The sequence below is a fragment of the Halobellus sp. EA9 genome, assembly GCF_051195055.1.
Classification (GTDB): domain Archaea; phylum Halobacteriota; class Halobacteria; order Halobacteriales; family Haloferacaceae; genus Haloquadratum; species Haloquadratum rubicundus.
The window spans coordinates 64393-84052 of the sequence record NZ_JBNTJW010000002.1; the positions used below are offsets into that span (position 1 = coordinate 64393).

At 70.7% G+C, this 19660-nt stretch carries 20 protein-coding genes; 10 read left to right on the forward strand and 10 right to left on the reverse strand.

The window, feature by feature from the left end; all coding sequences use genetic code 11:
• The first annotated feature begins 98 nt into the window (after nt 1–98).
• The 5 genes from ACQUQ0_RS03160 to ACQUQ0_RS03180 all read left to right on the forward strand — a co-directional run bounded on the left by ACQUQ0_RS03160 (nt 99) and on the right by ACQUQ0_RS03180 (nt 6009).
• Nucleotides 99–842 (forward strand): AzlC family ABC transporter permease, encoded by a 744-nt coding sequence (locus ACQUQ0_RS03160; RefSeq protein ID WP_435183126.1) that lies wholly within the window; start codon nt 99–101, stop codon nt 840–842.
• A complete protein-coding gene (locus ACQUQ0_RS03165) occupies nt 842–1177 on the forward strand; it encodes an AzlD domain-containing protein (protein ID WP_435183127.1) in 336 nt (111 codons plus the stop codon). The genes ACQUQ0_RS03160 and ACQUQ0_RS03165 overlap by 1 nt, the downstream gene beginning before the upstream one ends.
• Nucleotides 1178–1219: 42 nt before the next feature.
• Nucleotides 1220–1954 carry a hypothetical protein gene (locus tag ACQUQ0_RS03170; RefSeq protein WP_435183128.1) on the forward strand — a complete coding sequence of 245 codons (735 nt, stop codon included), beginning with the start codon at nt 1220–1222 and terminating at the stop codon, nt 1952–1954.
• A 91-nt stretch (nt 1955–2045) separates the two neighbouring features.
• Nucleotides 2046–4007 carry an AMP-dependent synthetase/ligase gene (locus ACQUQ0_RS03175; RefSeq protein WP_435183129.1) on the forward strand — a complete coding sequence of 654 codons (1962 nt, stop codon included), beginning with the start codon at nt 2046–2048 and terminating at the stop codon, nt 4005–4007.
• A 133-nt stretch (nt 4008–4140) separates the two neighbouring features.
• Nucleotides 4141–6009 (forward strand): cation:proton antiporter domain-containing protein, encoded by a 1869-nt coding sequence (locus ACQUQ0_RS03180; RefSeq protein ID WP_435183130.1) that lies wholly within the window; start codon nt 4141–4143, stop codon nt 6007–6009.
• Nucleotides 6010–6018: 9 nt separating this feature from the next.
• Here the strand turns inward: ACQUQ0_RS03180 and ACQUQ0_RS03185 are convergent, their stop codons facing one another.
• On the reverse strand, nt 6019–7152 hold the full coding sequence (locus ACQUQ0_RS03185; RefSeq protein WP_435183132.1) for a thiolase family protein: 1134 nt from the start codon (nt 7150–7152) through the stop codon (nt 6019–6021).
• Nucleotides 7153–7270: 118 nt separating this feature from the next.
• On the opposite strand from ACQUQ0_RS03185, the gene ACQUQ0_RS03190 reads away from it, so the two are divergent.
• On the forward strand, nt 7271–8662 hold the full coding sequence (locus ACQUQ0_RS03190) for an ATP-binding protein (RefSeq protein WP_435183133.1): 1392 nt from the start codon (nt 7271–7273) through the stop codon (nt 8660–8662).
• A gap of 21 nt (nt 8663–8683) precedes the next feature.
• On the opposite strand, the gene ACQUQ0_RS03195 is transcribed toward ACQUQ0_RS03190, so the two are convergent.
• Both ACQUQ0_RS03195 and ACQUQ0_RS03200 read right to left on the reverse strand, forming a co-directional pair.
• On the reverse strand, nt 8684–9919 hold the full coding sequence (locus ACQUQ0_RS03195) for a PQQ-binding-like beta-propeller repeat protein (protein ID WP_435183134.1): 1236 nt from the start codon (nt 9917–9919) through the stop codon (nt 8684–8686).
• Between the two features lie 68 nt (nt 9920–9987).
• Nucleotides 9988–10344 (reverse strand): hypothetical protein, encoded by a 357-nt coding sequence (locus tag ACQUQ0_RS03200; protein WP_435183135.1) that lies wholly within the window; start codon nt 10342–10344, stop codon nt 9988–9990.
• 88 nt (nt 10345–10432) lie between these two features.
• Between ACQUQ0_RS03200 and ACQUQ0_RS03205 the strand changes: the two genes are divergently transcribed.
• Both ACQUQ0_RS03205 and ACQUQ0_RS03210 read left to right on the forward strand, forming a co-directional pair.
• On the forward strand, nt 10433–11257 hold the full coding sequence (locus ACQUQ0_RS03205) for an MBL fold metallo-hydrolase (protein WP_435183137.1): 825 nt from the start codon (nt 10433–10435) through the stop codon (nt 11255–11257).
• Nucleotides 11258–11329: 72 nt separating this feature from the next.
• Complete coding sequence (locus tag ACQUQ0_RS03210; RefSeq protein ID WP_435183138.1) at nt 11330–12424, forward strand: sensor histidine kinase; 1095 nt, start codon at nt 11330–11332, stop codon at nt 12422–12424.
• Nucleotides 12425–12499: 75 nt separating this feature from the next.
• Here the strand turns inward: ACQUQ0_RS03210 and ACQUQ0_RS03215 are convergent, their stop codons facing one another.
• The 7 genes from ACQUQ0_RS03215 to ACQUQ0_RS03245 form a co-directional block, all read right to left on the reverse strand.
• Nucleotides 12500–13024: a TQO small subunit DoxD gene (locus ACQUQ0_RS03215; protein WP_435183139.1), complete on the reverse strand. Its 525-nt coding sequence runs from the start codon at nt 13022–13024 to the stop codon at nt 12500–12502.
• A gap of 116 nt (nt 13025–13140) precedes the next feature.
• Nucleotides 13141–14142, reverse strand: coding sequence for a DUF5787 family protein (locus ACQUQ0_RS03220; protein ID WP_435183140.1), 1002 nt, complete (start codon nt 14140–14142; stop codon nt 13141–13143).
• A 49-nt stretch (nt 14143–14191) separates the two neighbouring features.
• On the reverse strand, nt 14192–14524 hold the full coding sequence (locus ACQUQ0_RS03225) for a NifU family protein (protein WP_435183141.1): 333 nt from the start codon (nt 14522–14524) through the stop codon (nt 14192–14194).
• A gap of 129 nt (nt 14525–14653) precedes the next feature.
• Nucleotides 14654–15622, reverse strand: a complete 969-nt coding sequence (locus ACQUQ0_RS03230) for an ROK family protein (RefSeq protein WP_435183143.1) — start codon at nt 15620–15622, stop codon at nt 14654–14656.
• A 110-nt stretch (nt 15623–15732) separates the two neighbouring features.
• A complete protein-coding gene (locus ACQUQ0_RS03235; protein WP_435183144.1) occupies nt 15733–16191 on the reverse strand; it encodes a universal stress protein in 459 nt (152 codons plus the stop codon).
• A gap of 138 nt (nt 16192–16329) precedes the next feature.
• On the reverse strand, nt 16330–16710 hold the full coding sequence (locus ACQUQ0_RS03240; protein ID WP_435183145.1) for a DUF5611 family protein: 381 nt from the start codon (nt 16708–16710) through the stop codon (nt 16330–16332).
• Nucleotides 16711–16770: 60 nt separating this feature from the next.
• Complete coding sequence (locus ACQUQ0_RS03245; protein ID WP_435183146.1) at nt 16771–17970, reverse strand: DUF7093 family protein; 1200 nt, start codon at nt 17968–17970, stop codon at nt 16771–16773.
• A gap of 142 nt (nt 17971–18112) precedes the next feature.
• On the opposite strand from ACQUQ0_RS03245, the gene ACQUQ0_RS03250 reads away from it, so the two are divergent.
• Both ACQUQ0_RS03250 and ACQUQ0_RS03255 read left to right on the forward strand, forming a co-directional pair.
• A complete protein-coding gene (locus ACQUQ0_RS03250; protein ID WP_372386525.1) occupies nt 18113–18415 on the forward strand; it encodes a DUF6432 family protein in 303 nt (100 codons plus the stop codon).
• Nucleotides 18416–18554: 139 nt separating this feature from the next.
• A complete protein-coding gene (locus ACQUQ0_RS03255) occupies nt 18555–19655 on the forward strand; it encodes an aminomethyltransferase family protein (RefSeq protein WP_435183148.1) in 1101 nt (366 codons plus the stop codon).
• Nucleotides 19656–19660 lie beyond the last annotated feature (5 nt).

Sequence of the window (19660 nt, forward strand, 5' to 3'; positions counted from 1 at the left end):
AGTTAGGGGTGTCGCACGGGCCGACGGACCGGGCCCGTCGGCGCCCCGCTCGCGCCCGAAACGGTAGCGGTTTAGCCGTCCCGCTTCGATGTCCCGCCGTGTCCCGCGCTTCGTTCCCGCCAGAGGTCGCCCGCGGCCTCCGCGACGCCGGTCCCGTCCTGATCGGATTCGTCCCGTTCGGGCTGGTGGCCGGCGCCGCGGGCGTCGACGCCGGCCTCACGCCCCTCCAGACGATCGGCCTCTCGGTCGTCGTCTTCGCCGGCGCGTCCCAACTGGCCGCGATCGATCTGTTCGGACGGAACGCCGAACTGCTGGTGGTCGTCCTCACCGGCGTCGTGATCAATCTCCGGATGCTGATGTACTCGGCGTCGATCGCGCCGCGCTTCCGGCCGCTCCGGGCGTGGTGGAAGACCGCCTGCGCGTACGTCCTGACCGACCAGGCCTACGCGCTCTCTATCGCCCGGTACAGCGACGAGGACCTCTCCCCCTCGGAGCGGCGCAACTACTACCTCACGGTGGCGGTGTCGCTGTGGCTCCTCTGGCAGGTCTGTACGATCCTCGGAATCGTCGTCGGCGCGCGCGTCCCCGACTCGTGGGGCCTGGAGTTCGCGGTCCCGCTCGTCTTCCTGGGCCTCTTGGTCCCGACTGTCACCTCCCCGCCGAAGGCCGTCGCGGCGATCGTCGGCGGGACGGTCGCGCTCGCGGGCAGCGTCTTCGCCGCGCCGTTCAACCTCGGCCTCATCGCCGGGGGCGTCGTCGGCGTCGTCGCCGGCGTCGCCACCGACGCGGCCCTGGGATCGACCGACGACGAGGCGGGTTCGGAGCCGGGAGGTGGGCACTGATGCCCACCGAGTACGGTCCGCTCGCGATCTGGGGCGCGATCGTCGCGCTGGGCGTCTGCACCTTCGCGATCCGGGGGTCGTTCATCTACCTGTTCGGCCGGCTCGACGACGTCCCCGACCGCCTCGTCCACGCGCTCCGGTTCGTGCCGCCCGCGGTGCTCGCCGCGCTGGCGGTCCCGGCGATCGTCGCGCCCGGGGGGACGATCGCGCTCGTCGGCAACGAGCGCCTCCTCGCCGGGATCGTCGCGGCCGCGGCCACCTGGTACGTCGAGGACGTCTTCGCGACCATCGCCGCCGGGATGGCGACGCTGTGGCTGCTGCGGTTCGTCGTGTGAGCGACCCCGTACTTCTATGCGCCGTCGTCTCCAACGCCCGCCGTGCCCTCCAGCACTCGCGCCTTCCTCGACCGCTGTCGCGACCCGCATCCGCCTCGATCGGTCCGGTGTCTGTTCGCGCTCGCCCTCGTCGTGGGCGCGGGCACGGTCGCCGTCGGCGTTGCCGTCACCGGACTCTGGCTCGTCGTCGCCACCGACGGCGCGTTCGGCCGTCTCCCCGCGGTCACGTCGATGACGAGCGGCGCGCCGGTCCCCGCGCCGTTCGTTCCCGTCTGGACCTACGGCGGGACGATGGGGATCCCGGTGTCGCTCGTCGACGTGACCGACGGCTCTCGCGCCGTGATCAACCGGAACCTCGTCGAACTGATCGAGGGTCCCGGCGCACGGTGGCTCGGGGCGCTCCCCGTGGGACTGCTGATCGCTGCGGGAGGCGTCTCGGCGTGGCTGCTCTCGTCGGTTCGCTCCCTCGGTGAGAGTTTCCTCGCCGGAGCGGCCGTCGCCGTCGGGTACGCCCCGGCGCTCGTCGCGCTCGCGCTCCTGTTCCGCGTCGGTCTGGGGGACGTTCCGGTCACCGACGCAGGCTACGTCCGCGTCGGCGGCACCGGATTCCCACCCGCCCAGGTCGCCGGCGACTCCGTCGGCCTCCCGCCGTGGCGGACCGCGGCGCGGACGTTCCTGGCCGCGATCACGCTCGGCGGACTCGGCGGCCTCTGTGCCCACTTCGGGGCCGTCGTCCGACGGATCCCGTTCGATTCGCGTTCCCTCGACGGCGGGTAAACCCGGCGCGCGTTCTCCCCGGTTCAACTGTGAACAACGGCTCGGCACGGAAGGTCTATGGATTTAATTCCGCCCGGCGCGTCCCCCCGGTATGTCGTGGCGGGAGGCCGAGGCGGCGTTCGATGACGACGCCCTCGGCGACGAGACGCTGGGTCGGATGTTCGAAGCAAGCGCCGAGCGGAACGCGGCGTCGGGCGCACAGCGGTACAAGGGCGGGATCTACGACCGATCGCTCGTCTCCAGCGGCGCCGTCGCGGCGGCGCCGGACGGCGAGTTCGCCGAACTGACCTACGCCGAGATGCGCGAGATCGTCCGCGCGCTCGCCGCCGGCTTCCGGTCGCTCGGGGTCGACGCCGGCGACCGCGTCGGCGTCCTCTCGGACACGCGGATGGAGTGGGCCCAGACCGACTTCGCGCTGCTCGCGGCCGGCGCCGTCGTCACCACCGTCTACACCTCCTCCTCGGAGTCCCAGGTCGAGTACCTCCTCTCGGACCCCGACGCCGCGGGCGTCGTCGTCGAGAACGCCGAACTGCTCTCGCGCGTCCTCGCGGTCGAGGCGGACCTCGATCTCTCCTTCGTCGTCGTCGTCGACGACCTCCCCGACGGGAGCGGGATGGCCGGCGCGGTCCGCGACCGCGACGACGTCCTCTCGCTCGGCGAGGTGTACGAACGCGGGGCCGAGACCATCGATTCCGACGCCTACGAGTCGTGGCTCGACGCCCGCGACCCCGACGACCTCGCGTCGCTGATCTACACCTCGGGCACGACCGGCCAGCCGAAGGGCGTCGAACTCACACACCGCAATTTCCGCGCGAACGTGAATCAGTGCTACCGGCGGTTCGGCCCGCGGCCGGACCGTCCGACGCCCTCGGTGTCCTCGGCGTCGACGACGCTTTCGTTCCTGCCGCTGGCGCACGTCTTCGAGCGGCTCGCGGGCCACTTCCTGATGTTCGCCGCCGGCGCGACCGTCGCCTACGCCGAGAGCCCGGACACGCTCCGGGCGGACTTCCAGTTGGTCCGGCCGACCGTGGGCACGAGCGTCCCGCGCGTCTACGAGAAGCTCTACGACGCGATCCGGTCGCAGGCGTCGTCGTCGCCGGTCCGCCGGCGCATCTTCGAGTGGGCGGTCGACGTCGGGAGGGCACACCAGGCGGCGGACGACCCCGGCGCGCTGCTCTCGCTAAAACACGACCTCGCGGACCGGCTCGTGTTCTCGCAGGTGCGCGAGGCGCTCGGCGGGCGCGTCGAGTTCTTCATCAGCGGCGGCGGGAGCCTCTCGCCGGAGCTCTGCCGGCTGTACCACGCGATGGACCTCCCGATACTGGAGGGCTACGGCCTCACCGAGACCGCCCCCGTCGTCTCGGTCAATCCGCCCGAGGCGCCGAAGGTGGGGACGATCGGCCCGCCGCTCCAGGACGTCGAGGTCGACCTCGACGCGAGCCTCGTCCCCGAGGAGACCGGTGCGGCCGGCGGCGACGTGGGCGAACTGCTCGTCCGCGGGCCGAACGTCTCTTCGGGCTACTGGAACCGCCCCGACGACACCGAGCGCGCGTTCACCGAGGACGGGTGGTTCCGCACCGGCGACATCGTCGAGCTGCGTCCGGACGGCTACCTCGCGTTCCGCGAGCGCGCCAAGCAGCTCATCGTCCTCTCGACGGGCAAGAACGTCGCGCCCGGCCCGATCGAGGACGCCTTCGCCGCCAGTCCCGTCGTCGAGCAGTGCTTCGTCCTCGGCGACGGCCGGAAGTTCGTCTCCGCGCTGATCGTCCCGAACTTCGCGGGGCTCCGCGAGTGGGCCGACGGCGCGGGCGTCGACCTTCCCGAGGACCCGGAGGCCGTCGTCCGCGACGACCGCGTCCGCGAGCGCATCGAGCGGGAGGTCGACGCCGTCAACGAGGGCCTCGAATCCCACGAGCGGATCAAGCGCTTCCGGCTCGTCGCCGAGGAGTTCTCCGCCGAGAGCGACACGCTGACGCCGACGATGAAGAAGAAGCGCCGCAACATCCTCGACCGATACGGCGACCAGATCGAGATGCTCTACGAGGACGACTGACCGAAAACCCACATTTGTCCACGGAAAGCCGCCTTCATTTAGCTATTCATCAGCGTCGGACGGGATAAAACCCTCCGGAATGTGTGGATTTATACCGCTCTAGGATCCATCCCGAGGTAATGGAGGGACCATAGTGGCGACCGGCGGCGGGGCGAACCTCATCCCCATCGTCGCGGCGATCATCGGGATCGGCGTGATCTCGCAGATCCTCTCGGACCGGTATCGGGTCCCGAGCGTCGTGTTCCTCATCGCCTCGGGGATCCTCCTCGGCCCGGAGGTGCTCGGCGTCGTCGGTCCGAACTCCTTCGGGAACGCGCTGTCGGCCATCGTGGGCCTCTCGGTCGCGATCATCGTCTTCGAGGGCGCCTTCCACCTGCGGATCGAGAAGCTCCGGGAAGCCCCGGCGGCGACGCTGAAGCTCGTCACGATCGGCGCCGCCGTCGCCTTCCTGGGGACGGCCGTCGCGGTCAACGTCCTGCTCAACACCTCCTGGCTCGTCGCGTTCCTGATCGGCGCACTCTTGGTCGCCACCGGGCCGACGGTCATCACGCCGATCCTGGAGGTCGTCCCGGCGCGCGACCGGGTCGAGACCGTCCTCGAGACCGAGGGCATCGTCAACGACGTGACGGCGGCGATCCTCGCGGTCGTCATCTTCGAGGCGATCATCACCGGCGTCACCGATCCGGTCGAACTCCTGCGACTGTTCGCAGAGCGGCTCGGCGTCGGGATCCTGGTCGGCGGCCTCGTCGCGGCCACGCTCCTGTACGTGATCCGGTACGTCGACCTCTCGCCGGGGAACGCGCCGCAGAACGCCCGGCTGCTCGTCCTCGCGGGCGCGCTCGTCTCCTACGGCGCCGCCGACGCCATCGCGACGGAGGCCGGGATCGCGGCGGTCGCGACCGCCGGCATCCTGCTCGGCAACGCCGAGATCCCCTACGAGGAGGAGATCTCGGCGTTCAAAGGCGACGTGACGCTCGTCGTCCTCTCGTTCGTCTTCATCGCGCTCGCGGCGCTGTTGGAGTTCGACATCCTGCGGACGATCGGGCCGCGGGGCCTGCTCGTCACCGCGGTGGTCGCGCTCGTGCTCCGCCCGGCGCTCGTCTTCCTCTCTGCGTACGGCGACCGCTTCAGCACCGGCGAGAAGTGGTTCATGAGCCTCGTCGGCCCCCGCGGGATCATCCCCGCGTCGGTCGCGACGCTCTTCGCCATCGAGCTCCGCAACGCGGGGCTCACCGAGGCGGCCGACACGCTCGTCGGGACGGTCTTCCTCGTCATCCTCGTCACGGTCGTCCTCGAAGGTGGTTTCGCCCGTCAGATAGCCGAATACCTCGACATCATCCCAATGCGCGTACTCGTCATCGGAGGCGGCACGGTGGGCCGGACGCTCGCCGAACGCCTCGAAGGCCGCGGAGAGAACGTAGTGCTCATCGAACAGGACCCCCAGGTCGTCGAGACCGCCCGCAACGCCGGGTTCACCGTCCATCACGGCGACGGAACGGACACCGACGTCCTCCGGTCGGCGGGCGCGGAGAACGTCCGGATCGTCGTCGGCGCGACCGGCGACGACGACGTGAACCTCCTCGTCTCCCAGCTCGCGAGCTCGAAGTTCGAGCCCGAAACGATCCTCGCGCGGGTGAACAACCCGGACAACGCCGAGGCGTTTGAGGAGCTGGGCGTCCGGACCATCTCGGCCACGCTCGCGACCGCCCAGGCGATGGACAACTACATCGAGCGCCCGTCGATGATGGACTGGATGAGCGAGATCGGCCGCTCGGGCGACGTCCAGGAGATCGACGTCACCTCCGAGGAGATCATCGATCGGACGGTCCGCGAGATCGGCCCGGAACTCCCCGACGACTGCCTGATCGCGCTCGTCCAGCGCGACGGCGTCACCCGCGTCCCCGACGCGGACTTCACCTTCCAGGAGGGCGATCGGATCACGATCATCGGGGGCAAAAAAGAGGTCCGGGAGGCGATCGAGTTCGTCCACCCCGACAAATAAGACGACCGCCTACCGCAGGAACTCGATCGCCTGGCCCTGTCCGAAGCCGACACACAGCGTCGCCAGCCCGCGCTCTACGTCCCGCCGCTCCATCTCGTGGATGAGCGTCACGGGCAGCCGCGCGCCCGAGGCGCCGAGCGGGTGTCCGATGGCGATTGCGCCGCCGTTGACGTTGTACCGCTCCTCGTCGATCCCGAGTTCCCGCCGCGCGTAGACGCACTGGCTCGCGAACGCCTCGTTCAGTTCGACGAGGCCGTAGTCGTCGATGTCGGTGCCGGCGCGCTCCAAGAGCGCCCGCGTGGCCGGAACGGGGCCGATCCCCATCACCGTCGGATCGACGCCCGCGACGGCGTTGGTCCCGACTTCGGCGAGGACGTCGAGGCCGCGCTCCTCGGCGAACGCCCGCGAGGTGACGAGCGTCGCGGCCGCGCCGTCTGTCATCTGCGAGGAGTTGCCCGCCGTGACGGTCCCGTCGCCGGCGAACGCCGGCGACAGGCCCGACAGCGCTTCCAGGGAAGTGTCCGGACGGATCCCCTCGTCTTCGGTCACCGTCTCGCCGTCGACCTCGAACGGGACGATCTCCGCGGCGAACTTCCCTGACTCGGTGGCCTCGGCGGCCCGCCGGTGCGAGCGGAGCGCGTACTCGTCTTGGGCCTCGCGGGAGATGTCGTACTCTTCGGCGACCTTCTCTGCCGTCATCCCCATCTGGAGCTGGAAGACGTTGTACCGCTCCGAGAGCTCCGGGTGGAGGTGCTGGTAGGAGTCGCCGTCCATCGGCACCCGCGACATCGACTCGACGCCGCCGGCGATGATGCACTCGCGGTTGCCCGCCGCGATCGCGTCCGCCGCGGAGGTGATCGCCTGCATCGAGGAGGCACACCAGCGGTTGATCGACGTCGCCGGGACCGACTCTCCGAGGTCGGAAAGCAGCGCGATCACGCGGGCGACGTTGTTGTCCTGTTCGCCGCGCTGCTGGGCGACGCCCCACATCAGGTCGTCGACGTCGTCGCTCTCCAGTCCGTGTTCGTCGAGGAGGTGGTCGACGAGCGCCACAGAGAGGTCCTCGCTTCGGACGTCCGCGAAGACGCCGCCGGCCTTCCCGAACGGGGTTCGGCGCGCGGCGGCGATTACAGGTGTCGGCATACCACATCCTGGGCGGGCCGTGGGCATAAATCTCACAGAACCCGAAGTCGTGTGCTCGGGGTTTTCGCCCCGCGTCCTTTCGACGCGCTTATGCGCGTGACCCGGCAACACCGTTGGGATGAGTAACCGGGCTCTCGAAGTTGTCGAGTTCCTCCTCACGGCGCACCTCTACACCGACGACCGTGACCTCGACGAGAACGATCTCCCGCCCCGCTACCGCCGCGTCTTCTGGTCCGACCCCGATGCCGACGACGAGGACGACGACGCCGACCCCGACTCGGGCGTCGTCGGGATCGAGCGACCGCTCGTCGTCACCGAGAGCGTCGCCCGGAAGGCGACCGGCGTCGAACACCCCTGGGATGCGGTCTCGGATCTGCTGTTCACCCAGCGCGAGGACTTCTCCGGCCGGATCTCTCTGACGCAGCCCGAGATGGCGATAGAGTGGTTCCTCGACCGGGCCGACAGGGAACGGATAGAGACGAACCCGACGATCGCCGCGGCCGTCCAGGACCGCGACGACGTCGACGTGACCCACGCTGAGGCGCGCGAGCACACCCGCCCGATCCAGGCCGACCGGGTCTGGATCGACAGCCTGCTGGAGGAGTACTTCGACGAGGAAGAGGACGCCGAGATGCTGGACCTCGTCCAGGTCCGCGCCCCCGAGGAGATCGAGATGACCCTCGATGACCTCGTGCTGACGACCGACCAGGAGGGCGAGATCCAGAAGCTGATGCAGGCGATCGAACACCGCGAGTACCTCGCGGAGATCGGCCTGCGCGAGATCGGGAAGATCCTCTTTGTCGGGCCGCCCGGAACGGGAAAGACCACCGTCTCGCGGGCGCTGGCCCACGAACTCGGCCTCCCCTTCGTCGAGGTGAAGCTCTCGATGATCACGAGCCAGTACCTCGGCGAGACGGCGAAGAACGTCGAGAAGACCTTCGAGGTGGCGAAGCGGCTCTCGCCGTGCATCCTCTTCATCGACGAGTTCGACTCCGTGGCGAAGACCCGTCGCTCCGACGAGCACGCGGCGCTGAAGCGCGCGGTCAACACCCTCCTGAAGAGCATCGACGACATCTCGCTCATCCGCGACGAGGTGATCCTCATCGGCGCGACGAACCACCCCGACCAGCTGGACTCGGCGGCGTGGCGGCGCTTCGACGAGATCGTGAACTTCCCCAAGCCCGACGAGCAGATGCGCGCGGACATCCTCCGGATCATCACGAAGCGGATGGACATCGCCGACTTCGACCCCGAGGAGGCGGCCGAACTGACCGAGGGGCTCACCGGCTCGGACCTCCGGATGGTCCTCCGCGAGGCCGTGTTGGAGGCGCTGACCGAAGAGCGGACGACGCTCACCCAAGACGACATCGTCGAGGCCGTCGAGGACTTCGAAGAGCGCGACAACCTCAAGAATATGGACATGATGTCCGACGGCGAACAGCTGGTCGCGGGCGACGGCGGCGGCTCCGACGGCCACTCGCACGATCACGATCACGGCCACGACCACTGAACCGCGGCGGTGTTTCGCCGCTCAGTCTCCGGTATCGAGCACCTGCAATCCGAACGGGCCCACGGCGAGCAGCCGCCCGGCCGCGATCACGGGCGACGCGTACGCGGTCACGTGAACCGAGTCCGTCCGCCAGCGGAGTCGCTCCGGGCTGAGGACGCCCTCGGCGTCCCGGCGGAACGCCCGGACGCCGCTCCCCGCGACGACGACGCTGTCGTCTGTCACCACGGGCGCGGCGGTGCCCTCGCTCGGCACGTGCGCGTGCCAGTTCGGCTCCCCCGACTCGGCGTCGAGTTCGTAGAGGTCGCCCGCGACGACGTAGACGTCGTCGCCGTCGACCGCGGCCGCGGCGCGGCTGTGGAGATCGCGGCGCCACCGCTCCTCGCCGGCGCGGTCGACCGCGATCGTCTCCCGCCACCCCGTCTGGACGACGCCGCGGTCGTCGACGACCGACGCGGCGTACGGCGTGTCGACGGGGGCCCGCCAGCGCTCCTCGCCGCTCTCGCGGTCGAGTTTTACGAGCGCGTCCCGGTCGGGGACGTAGACGCCGTCTTCGGTCACCGCAGGCGGGATCTGCGTCGCGGTCGAGTCGCCGAGGTTGTACTCGTCGTAGACGAGCGGCTCCAGCGACACTCGCCAGCGCTCGGTGCCGTCCGGGCCGAGCCGGACGCAGGCCGTCGCGCTCCGCGCGTAGACGTCGCCGTCGACGACCGTGACGCCGTAGGTGGCCCCGTCGCCGACGCGGTGGGTGTCGATGGCGTCGCCGCCGTCGACCGAGAGCGCGACCACCGACGCCGCGTCCGCGCCGTCGCTCGGAGAGCCGCCCTGTTCGCCGCCGCGCGTCGGCACGTACAGGCGCCCCCGGTCGGGATCGAGCGCGGGCGCCCCGAACGCCTCGCCGCCGAGCCGTCGGCTCCACCGCTCCCTCCCGTCGAATCCGATCGCGACGGCCTCCCGCTCCGCGGCGAAGTACACGATTTCGCCGTCGACGACCGGCGGCGCGTACGACCAGTCTGCGGGGTACAGCGGCGCGTGCTCGGTGGGCTCGGGCGCGCCGCCGCTCACGCGATTTCCGTTCTCGGGGCCGTTGCCGCAGGCGTGCCAGTCGCCGGCGTGCAGGTCGGCGGGATCCTCGCGGCCGGTCACGGCGTTGCAGCCGGCGAGGCCGCCGGCCGCGGCGGTACACGCGAGCGCGAGGAGCCGCCGCCGCGAGAGCCGCCTGAGATCTGACTGCCGCGGGTGCGAGTCGGAGGGGACCATCCTCTCGGGCTTCCGCCACCGACGGAAAGTGCTTTCCGCTTCCCCGGCCGCCGAACCGCGCCTCGCCCTCACCGCTCCGAAAAGTCGACGCCGCTCGGACGGAGGCGGGCCCCGATCCCGTCGCTCTCTGCGACGCGCCAGGTCACGCTGCCGCCCGCGTTGCGGTCGACGGCGACGACCTGTATCCGGTACGCCGCGACGCCGTCGGTCGCCAACTGGAACGCGGCCCGCCCGGCTGCCGACACCGACTCCCGCGTGTCGACGACGACGCGCCCGTCCGACTCGCGCGTCGCGGTGACGTCGGCGGTGATCCGTTCGTCGAAGCCGTTCGCGACGACGAGCTCCGGCTCGCCGCCGCCGATGCATCCCGCGAGGCCGCAGCACGCGACCGCGCTCACGAGGTACCTACGTCGGGTGGGGACCATACCGGCCCTCCGTCGCCGTCGCATTTCAATGGCCGGCGTCGACCGGAGAGGCGACAATATATGCCCGCTCGGTTCTCACTCCGAGGCGATGCGGGTTACGCTCCTCGGAACGGGCGACACCACTGGGACGCCGACCGTCGGCTGCGACTGCGACACCTGCGCCGAGGCGCGGCGCCGGGGGATCGAGCGCACGCGCTTTTCGGTCCACGTCGAGAACGAGCGCACCGGCGAGTCGCTCCTCGTCGACTTCAGCCCCGACTTCCGCCACCAGTTTCTCACCCAGGAGGTGCCGCTCCCCGACGCCGGCATCGTCACCCACATTCACTTCGACCACCTCGACGGCCTCGGCAACGCCTACCGGCTGCTCGACGACCTCCCCGTCTACGCCGCCGACGAGACCGACCCGCAGACGGGCGAGAGCGTCGCCGAGACCGTGACGCGGAAGTACGACTACCTCGACCGGGTGCGCGTCCACCCCCGGACGCCGCTGGAGCCCTTCGAGGTCTGCGGGCTGGAGGTGACGCTCGTCCCCGTCGAACACCCGCCGCTCGTCTGCTACGGGCTCGCGATCGAGGACCCCGAGACGGGCGCGAAGCTCTCGCTGTCGGGCGATACCAACTACGCCGTCCCTGAGGCGTCGCGGGCGGTCCTGCGCGATCCGGACCTGTTCCTCGCGGACGGGATCGTCCCCGCCGCGCTCTGCGAGCACCACCCGCTCGGCGGCGACCACCACGACGACCGCGGCGTCCCCCGGACCTTCGGCTCGAAGCATATGACCCGCGAGGGCGCGCTCTGCCTCGCCGAGGACCTCGCTGCCGCGGAGACGCGGATCGTCCACACCGCCCACTTCTATCCGGCCGGGGAAGCGTTCTCCGAACCGCTGGCCGTCGACGGCGAGGTCTACGACCTGTAATCGAATTCGGTAACGGTTCCGGACCGGAGAAAGAACTTTGACCCGCCGGCGAAAGTCGTAACCCGACTGCCGATGCCTGGCGTTCCTGACCGCGACCTGGGTTCGTTGCGCACGGTCGCGGGTCTGGGCGCCGCGTTCGTCCTCGTGGCCGCGATCGAGGTCGTCGCCCTGCTCTCGCGCGGCGGCCCGCTCCCGGACGGCTTCCTCGTCGGCGTGGTCACGTCGCTCCCCTTCGCGGTCGGCCCCGTCTACGGGAGCTACCGGCTCGCCGCGAGCACGGTGTCCGAGCGCCGGTACGGGCGGATCGTCCGCTGGACGCTCGGCGGCGGCGCGATCTTCCTTCTCATCAACGTCGGGCTGATGGTCGCCCTCCCGCCCGATCTCGTGATCGTCGCGCTCGGTTGGGCGCGGTGGGCGCTCGCCATCGGCGCCGGCGTCGGCTTCCTGGTCGGCGTGTTCGAGGCCCGGGCCATCGAGCGCGAGCTCGCGGCCGAGCGAATCCGGCTCAAGCAGGAGGAACTCCAGCGCGAGCGCGACCGCCTCGAGGAGTTCGCCGGCGTCGTCTCCCACGACCTCCGGAACCCGCTGAACGTCGCGAGCGGACACGTCACCCTGCTCGAACAGAAGCGACGGCCCGACTGCGACGGCTGCGAGGACCACATCGAGGCCATCCGATCGTCGCTCGACCGGATGGAGACGATCATCGACGACACACTCACGCTCGCCCGCGAGGGGCGGACGGTCGGCGAGACGAGCCGGGTCGAACTCGCCTCCGTCGCCACCGAGTCGTGGGGCGCCGTCGACACCGCCGACGCGGAGTTGGCGGTCGAGACCGACGCGGCGGTTCGGGCCGATCCGGACCGGCTCCGCCACGTCTTCGAGAACCTCTTTCGGAACTCGATCGAACACGCCGGCGACGACGTGACCGTCCGCGTGGGCGCGCTCGAAGACGGCTCGGGGTTCTTCGTCGCCGACGACGGCTCCGGCATCCCCGAGGGCGACCGCGACCGGGTCCTCGAAGCCGGCTACACCTCGCGGGACTCCGGGAGCGGCCTCGGTCTCGCGATCGTCGAACAGATCGCCGGGGCGCACGGCTGGACGGTCACGGTCGCCGAAAGCGACGGCGGCGGCGCCCGCTTCGAGTTCAGGGGCGTCGACAGCGCGTGACGAGCGACGGACGCAGAACGCGGCTCCGCACCGGAGACGGACGGAAACTGGTGGCGCCGGAATCGGGCCCTCGGGTCACCCGAGGAGGTACTTCGCGATCCGGGTGTCCGCGAAGTCTATGTCCTCGATGATCGCGTCCAGGCCGAGGACGCGACCGGCGCCGAGGACGCCCATCGTCACGAAGAGCAGCAGGCCCATCAGGTCGCCGTTTACCAGGCCGTGGCTCCACGAGGCGTTCCCGAGGTAGAAGAACACCATCAGGAAGGCCCCGAAGAAGCTCGCCAGCCTGACGAGCGCGCCCACGACGAGGCCGAGCCCGATGAGCGTCTCCCCCAGCGGGATCATGAAGTTCGTAAACTCCAGCATCCAGGGGGTCTGGCCCGCCCACACGAGGAAGCCCTGGATCGGGCTCGCGGCGGGCGCGTTGACGAGCCACCCCTGCGCGCTGAACGGTTCGGCGGCGAGGTACTTGGTCACGCCCGCGTGGAGGAACCAGTAGCCGGTGATCACGCGCAGGACCGCGACCCAGTAGCCCGCCATCGTCCCCTGCAGGTCGAAGTCCAGCGGATTGCCGAGCGTCGTTCGGGTTGAAGTTGCCATCGTCCTTCACCTAACATTTGCATATCGCGGGAGGAATACGGTATAAACACGCCCCGATTTTCAGCAACTAAGAACCGTGATCTCAACGTCGAGGCGCTATTCCTAAAAATTCTCAGTCACTGAAAACGGTCCAGCCCGGACTGACGGCGCCGAACGCCCGACGGGTCGGGCTCCCAGGCCGTTCGCGACGCTCGGAGCGCGTCGGCGTCGACCGCCGGCGCGGTCCCCGGCTCCCGGGCGTCGCAGTCGCGACACGTCCGGCTCGGGTCGACGACGCGCTCGAACCGCGCGCAGTACGGGCGGCCGTCGTCCGTCGCGGCCGCGTGTTCGCACGCCGGGAGGTCGTAGGTCCGCCAGCCCTTGCCGTAGGCACGCTCGGCGATCCGCCGCCGCGCACGCGCCTTCGCCTCGGCCGCGACGATCGAGATCTCGGTCTCCAGCGGGCGTCGCTCGACGAGTTCGACGCCACCCTCGTCGGTCGCGAGCGCCGTCGGCTCGCGGATCACGGTCCGCTCGCCCGCGTCGGGATCGAACCGCCAGACGCCGACGGCGTCGGGGATGCGGTTCAGGTGCGCGCGGGTGACGTGGCTCTCGGTCGCCAGGATCACCGCCTCGAAGAGCCCCAGCGAGACGTCCGTGCGAAGCTGGCGCTCCAGCGCGCCCGGCGAGCCCAGGTCGGGCTTGTTCTCGATGCCGACGAGGCGGTCGAACCACCCGTCGGGGTAGCGCGTCGTCTGCCGGAGGTACTCCCGCCCGTTGCGGCGCTCGGTCGCGAAGAAGCCCACCTCGATCGCCCGGTCGACGAGCGCGTCGGTCAGCCCCGGCGTCTCGCGGACCGCTCGCCGCCTGGGGACGGCCTCGCCGACGCCGACGTCGCTCTCGACGGCCCGGACGGGGACCGTCTCGGCGGTGATCCGTGCGCGGTCGTCGAACGCCGGCCCGGGCGCGACGGCGACGACGTCGACGATGCGCCGGCCGGGGCGCTCGACCGCCGCGCCGAGCTGTCGGCCGACGAGCCAGTCGGTCGTCGCTTCGAGGTGCGCACAGAGCCCGAGCTCGAAGGCGAACTCCCGTCTCGCGCCGGGGTCGGAATCGGGGTCGGGATCGGCGTCGGCCACGGTCCCCACTCGGTCTCGGCGGACTAAACGTTGTCCGCCGGCGTCGGTATCAGAAGTGGCCGGGGTCTTCGGAGCCGTACTGGAGTTCGCCGCCGCGACCGCCCTCGACGGTGCTGTTCGTGTGGTCGCCGGCGCTCGGCACCTTCACCCGGACGTCTTCGACCTCCTCGAAGTCCGTGATGAGGTCGGCCTTGATGTTGTCGGCGGTGATGTTGGAGATCCCACAGCCCGCACAGGCGCCGCCGAGTTCGACGACGACCTCGCCGGTCTCGGGGTCGGCCTTCCGGACGACGCTCTCGCCCCCGTGCATCCGGATGATCGGCATCTGTCCGACCATCCACGTCTCGATGCGCTCGCGGAGCGACCCTTCGGATTCGCTCATTGCACGCCCTTCGCGTTCGAGGGTTTGGAACTTTGCGGTTGTGCTCGCGGCCGATGCGAGCCGAGAAAAGTGTGTCACGATCTTCCATACCAGAGGCCGCGGCCGTCCCGCGGCCGGCGACCCCTCCGCTCACATCCGCGTGTGGTCGCCCGTCCCCTCGGTCATCGCGCTCGCGAGCGCCCCCTTGACGACGACCTCGTCGCCCAGGTTCGTCAGCTGGATCTCGGGGACGTTCGTCATCACCATCTCGTCCATCCGCTCGCGGATCGGCTCCAACACCCGTTCGGGGTTGTTGAGCGCGACCGCGCCGCCGACGTAGATGATGATCGGCGCGAAGGAGTGGACGATGTTGGCGACGCCCATCGCGTTCCAGTGGCCCAGGCGCTCGACCACGTGCGCGGCGAAGGCGTCGTCGTCGGCGTGCTCGAAGACGTCGACCGCCGAGAAGTCGGGGTCGCCGACCGGAAGCGCCGTCTCGGCGTCTTCCTTCTCGGCGAGGTACTCGGCGTAGTTCGGGATGTTGTTGCCCGAGCAGTAGCCCTCCCAGTGGCCGTCGTGGCCGCAGCCGCAGGTGATCTGGCCCTCGGGGTCGAGCGTCAGGTGGCCGACCTCGCCGGCGTTGCCGTCCCACCCGGCGAGGACGTGGCCGTCGACGCAGACGCCCGCGCCGATCCCCGAGGAGATCGTGAGGTAGACCATGTCGTCGGGGTTGCGCTCGGAGTAGAACCGCTCGCCGATGACGCCCGCGGCCGTGTCGTTGTGGAGGAAGAGCCGATCCGTCTCACAGAGGACCGAAAGGGGCCCGGTGAGGGGGATGCGATCGATCGTGTCGGGGAGGTTCGCGGGGTCCTCGACGGTCCCCTCCGCGAGGTCGAGCGGCCCAATCGAGCCGATTCCCACGGCGTTCGCCTGCTCGGGATCGATGCCCGCGTGGCCGCACGCCTCGCGGACGACGCCGAGGACCGCCTCGGTGATCGCGATCCCGGTCGGCCCCTGCGGCGTGCCGTCGTCTGCGAATCCGATAACCGTCCCGTCGCCGTCGGCGACGACCGCCCGGACGTTCGTCGCCCCGAGGTCGACGCCCACGTAGTAGGCCATCGTGTCGAATACGTGTGACCGCGACACTTAACTAAGCGGGTTCGGAGCCGCTGTACCGGGCGTGGCGGCCCGCCCGTCGCCCCGCGTTCCCGACCCGCCTCCGGCGCGCGTCACCGCGTGTCCGACCTGACGAGGGTCACCGGACAGGGGGCGTTGAGCAGCACCTCCTGGGCGGTGCTCCCGAAGACGGCCTTGCCGGCCGGCGAGCGCTGGCGGCCGCCGACGAGGATCCGGTCGGCGGCGACGCCGTCGGCGAGCTCGACGATCGCCCGCCCGTGCTCGCCGATCGCGCCGCGGATCTCGTAGTCGACCCCGGCCGCCTCCAGTTGGTCCGCGGCGTCGCGGACGTTCACGAACCGCCCGGCCACGTCATCGGCGCTGATCTCGCCCACCTCGACGTCTCTGTCGAGGTTCCCGACCGCCCGCTCGAACTCCTCGTCTGTGAACACGTGTCCGAGAATCACTCTCGCTCCCGTCGGGCCGGCGACGTCGATCGCCGCCTCGACGAGTCGGTCGATGCGCTCTCTCTCGTCCGGGCCGACGGCTAACAGGATCGTTTCGATCGCCATCTCTCCGTGGACATACTCGGCGCACCGAATTAAAAGTGGGACCGGTCGTCCGTCTCGCGTCCCCGGTCGCGGCGACGGCGAACGAAAGCGGGGTCGCGAGCGCGCGGAGTTTCGGTTGGCGCGCTCCGCACTCGGCGCTCAGTAATCCGGCGCGTCGTCCTCGACGGCGCGCTTCATCGAGTCGCGGCGGGACTTCGCGTCGCGGCCGGTCGCCTCCAGGAGGAAGTCGTTCTTGGCGTCGACGGCGTCGCCCGCGGCTTCGAGGTCGTCGGGGCCGAGTTCGGTGGGGTCGCGCTCTTCGAACTCCACGCCGAGTCGGTCCTTCTTGCTGCCGTAGGAGACGGTGCCCGCCACGACGCGCTCGAACACGGGATTGTCCGGCTCGTCGACGACGTAGAGGTCGCTGCCCTTGTACTCGGTGGTGCCCGTGATCGGCCCGAAGTACTCCTCGATCGTCGCCTCCATGTCCGGGATGCGCTCTTCGAGGGTCTCCCCGCGACGCATCTTGTACTCCTTCATGGGCCGTGGTTCGGTAGGTGGCGGTTTACCTGTTTCGTCACCGATCGAGGGGCCGGTCGGCTACCGCTCGCGCTCGGCGATGTAGCCCTGCTTGCACTCGGGGCAGATGTCGCCGGCGCGCATCGACGACGCCCCGGCGACGCGGCTGTGCCCGCAGTTCGGACAGTAGAACTCCACCCGGTCGTCCGGCACGTCCGACTCCAGGGTCGTGGACTCCCCGGCGCGTGCGAAGCCCTCTTCGCCCTCGCTGGCGGCCTCCGGTCGGACTCCCGCGTTCCGCTCGGCGGCCGCCCGCGCGTCGTCGGCGCCGGCCGCGATCCCCTCGATCGTCTCGGCGTCGTCGTCGGCGTCGGCGTGGCCGTTCACCTCGGGAGTCAGGCCGCCGCCGCTGTCGAACTCGACGTCCGCGTCGCCGCCGGGCGTCGCCGCGTAGCCCTCGTCTTCGCCCTCGTGGTCCGGCCAGCCGTTCGACGCCGACCCGGCTTCGCGGCCGGCCCACTCGCCGCGCTCGCGACCGGTGTCCGCGTCCGCACTCGCGCCGGCGCCCGACTGCCCGTCGTCGGCGTCGATGATCTCGGCGTCGTTCGTCACTTCGTCGTCGGCGTCGGGCTCGGCGCCGGCGGCCCCTTCCTCGCGCGCCGCCGATTCGCGGGCGGCCCGCTGGGGGTCCGTGTCGGTCTCCCCCGGCCACTGCGTCTCGTCGCGCTCGGTCTCGGCGTCGTCGAGGATGACCGCGTCGTCGGCGTCTCCGTCCGGCTCGACGTCCTCCCAGTCGTCGCTGCCGGTCTCCCAGCCGTCGCTCGCGCCGCCGGTCCCGGCCTCGGCCTCGTCGATCACGCCGCCGTCGTCCGCGGCCGACGCCGAGGCCGACGCCGCGTCGGCGGCCGTCGATTCCGCTTCGGAGGCCTCCGGCGTCGCGTCCGCGGTCGCTCCCTCGTCGGCGACCGGGTCGGCGGTCGACTCCGCGGGCGTCACGGTCGGCTGCTCCGCGGCCTCGCCGTCGGCGGCGTCCTGTGGGGCCGCGTCGGCCGCCGCGGCGTCGCCGCTTTCGCTCCCGGCGTCACCGTCGAGCCCGACCTCCTCGGGCGAGCGGATCGCCGTCACCTCCTTGTTCTGACTGACGACCTGTTCGTCGCCGCACCGCTCGCACGCCTGGATCTCGCGGATCGTGACGACGACCTCGTCGCCCTGTTCCTCCCGGTTGCGTTCGACCTCGGGCTCCCCGTACGTATGCCCGAGAAGACGGCACTTGAGTCCCATTACCCGCTGTTCCGGCAGTCAGCGCCAAAAGTGTACCTCCTGCGTCTGACGGGCGGCAGACGGAGCCCGCGGGGCGCGCCGCCGACGCGCTCACCGCGCTGGCGGCGGTAAGCGTATACCTGACGGGGGCGAACGTCCGCGTATGAGAGCGCGGCGCGAGTTCCGAGATCGCCCCGAGGTCGAAGTAGCGGTGCTCGACGCGCTCGTCGACCGTGCCGAAGAGGGGATGACCGTCTTCGAGGTGCGGGCCGCCGTCGACGCCGACATCGACGGCATCGAGGAGGCGCTCGCCGCCCTGAAGCGCGACGGGCTGATCTCGGTCCAGAACGGTGACGACGACCGGGTCGTCATCCTCGTCGACGAGAAAGTGGTCCCCGATCCCGAGGAGGAGCGCCACGACGAGCGGGGGTTCGTCGAGGCGTTGCGCGAGAAGTTCGGCCTCTAGCGCCCGGCGTCGGTCGATCGCCGCCTCCGAGAGCCTCGGCGGTCCGGCTGATCTGGCTGACCGAGTGATCCGGGCGATCAAGCCGACCGGGCGATCCGGGACGCTGCGGTTTTCCCATCGGAGCCCCCACGAACGCACGATGACCGTCGTCACGGAGCAACACGAAGACCACGGCGCCACGTTCGAAGAGCGCGACGGCCGCAAGCTCGTCCGCCACTACGGCCGCCCCGAGCGGACGCACCGGGCCGTCCGCAACGGCGCGGGCGTGATCGAGATGGGCTACGGCGTCGTCGTCGTCGAGGGCGACGATCGGATCGAGTTCGTCGACGACACCGTCTCGAATCGGGTCCCCCGCGACGACGGCGAGGGGGTCTACGCGCTCCTCCTCGACCCCCAAGGGCGGATCGAGACGGACCTCTACGTCTACAACGCCGGCGAGCGCCTCCTCTGTTTCACGCCGCCGACGCAGGCCGGGCCGCTCGCCGACGACTGGAGCGGGAAGGTGTTCATCCAGGACGTCGACGTGCGGGAGGCCTCGACCGACTTCGCCGTCTTCGGCGTCCACGGCCCGAAGTCGACCGAGAAGGTCGCGAGCGTCCTCAACAAGGCGGGCGCGCCGGAGCCGCCGCTGTCGTTCGTCCGCGGGTCGATGGGCGGCGAGGGCGTCACCGTGGTCGCGGGCGACGGCCTTGCCGGCGAGGAGGGCTACGAGGTCGTCTGTTCGGCCGACGCCGCAGAGCGGGTCTTCGAGACGCTTCTCACCTTCGGGATGAACGCCGTCCCCTTCGGCTACCGCACCTGGGAGACGCTCACGGCCGAGGCCGGGACGCCGCTCTTCGCGACCGAACTCCGCGACCGGATCCCAAACGTCCTCGGCCTCCGCAACGCCGTCGACTTCGCCAAGGGCTGTTTCGTCGGTCAGGAGGTCGTCTCCAAGGTCGAAAACCGCGGCCGGCCGAGCCAGCGCCTCACCGGCCTCCGGATCGACGGCGACGCCGTCCCCGACTCCGGCGCCGACGTCCGCGCCGACGGCGACGTCGTCGGCGCGGTGACGCGCGCGACGGCGAGTCCGCTGCTCGATGCGCCGATCGCGCTCGCGCTCGTCGACTTCGACGCCGACCTCGCCGAAGGGATCTCGATCCTCGCCGACGACGGGGCGGTCGACGCCGACCGGGCGGCGCTTCCCTTCGTCGAGGGGAGCGCGACGTCCGCGCGGCTCCCCGAGTACTCTGACACCTGACCGGG

What these genes read in the sequence shown, in the direction of transcription:
- ACQUQ0_RS03205 (WP_435183137.1), top strand. Translation starts at nt 10,433, where the DNA reads ATGCGGGTTACGCTCCTCGGAACGGGCGACACCACTGGGACGCCGACC.
- ACQUQ0_RS03250 (WP_372386525.1), top strand. Translation starts at nt 18,113, where the DNA reads ATGAGAGCGCGGCGCGAGTTCCGAGATCGCCCCGAGGTCGAAGTAGCG.
- ACQUQ0_RS03245 (WP_435183146.1), bottom strand. Translation starts at nt 17,970, where the DNA reads ATGGGACTCAAGTGCCGTCTTCTCGGGCATACGTACGGGGAGCCCGAG.
- ACQUQ0_RS03255 (WP_435183148.1), top strand. Translation starts at nt 18,555, where the DNA reads ATGACCGTCGTCACGGAGCAACACGAAGACCACGGCGCCACGTTCGAA.
- ACQUQ0_RS03190 (WP_435183133.1), top strand. Translation starts at nt 7,271, where the DNA reads ATGAGTAACCGGGCTCTCGAAGTTGTCGAGTTCCTCCTCACGGCGCAC.
- ACQUQ0_RS03165 (WP_435183127.1), top strand. Translation starts at nt 842, where the DNA reads ATGCCCACCGAGTACGGTCCGCTCGCGATCTGGGGCGCGATCGTCGCG.
- ACQUQ0_RS03240 (WP_435183145.1), bottom strand. Translation starts at nt 16,710, where the DNA reads ATGAAGGAGTACAAGATGCGTCGCGGGGAGACCCTCGAAGAGCGCATC.
- ACQUQ0_RS03175 (WP_435183129.1), top strand. Translation starts at nt 2,046, where the DNA reads ATGTCGTGGCGGGAGGCCGAGGCGGCGTTCGATGACGACGCCCTCGGC.
- ACQUQ0_RS03210 (WP_435183138.1), top strand. Translation starts at nt 11,330, where the DNA reads ATGCCTGGCGTTCCTGACCGCGACCTGGGTTCGTTGCGCACGGTCGCG.
- ACQUQ0_RS03185 (WP_435183132.1), bottom strand. Translation starts at nt 7,152, where the DNA reads ATGCCGACACCTGTAATCGCCGCCGCGCGCCGAACCCCGTTCGGGAAG.
- ACQUQ0_RS03230 (WP_435183143.1), bottom strand. Translation starts at nt 15,622, where the DNA reads ATGGCCTACTACGTGGGCGTCGACCTCGGGGCGACGAACGTCCGGGCG.
- ACQUQ0_RS03195 (WP_435183134.1), bottom strand. Translation starts at nt 9,919, where the DNA reads ATGGTCCCCTCCGACTCGCACCCGCGGCAGTCAGATCTCAGGCGGCTC.
- ACQUQ0_RS03215 (WP_435183139.1), bottom strand. Translation starts at nt 13,024, where the DNA reads ATGGCAACTTCAACCCGAACGACGCTCGGCAATCCGCTGGACTTCGAC.
- ACQUQ0_RS03235 (WP_435183144.1), bottom strand. Translation starts at nt 16,191, where the DNA reads ATGGCGATCGAAACGATCCTGTTAGCCGTCGGCCCGGACGAGAGAGAG.
- ACQUQ0_RS03200 (WP_435183135.1), bottom strand. Translation starts at nt 10,344, where the DNA reads ATGGTCCCCACCCGACGTAGGTACCTCGTGAGCGCGGTCGCGTGCTGC.
- ACQUQ0_RS03225 (WP_435183141.1), bottom strand. Translation starts at nt 14,524, where the DNA reads ATGAGCGAATCCGAAGGGTCGCTCCGCGAGCGCATCGAGACGTGGATG.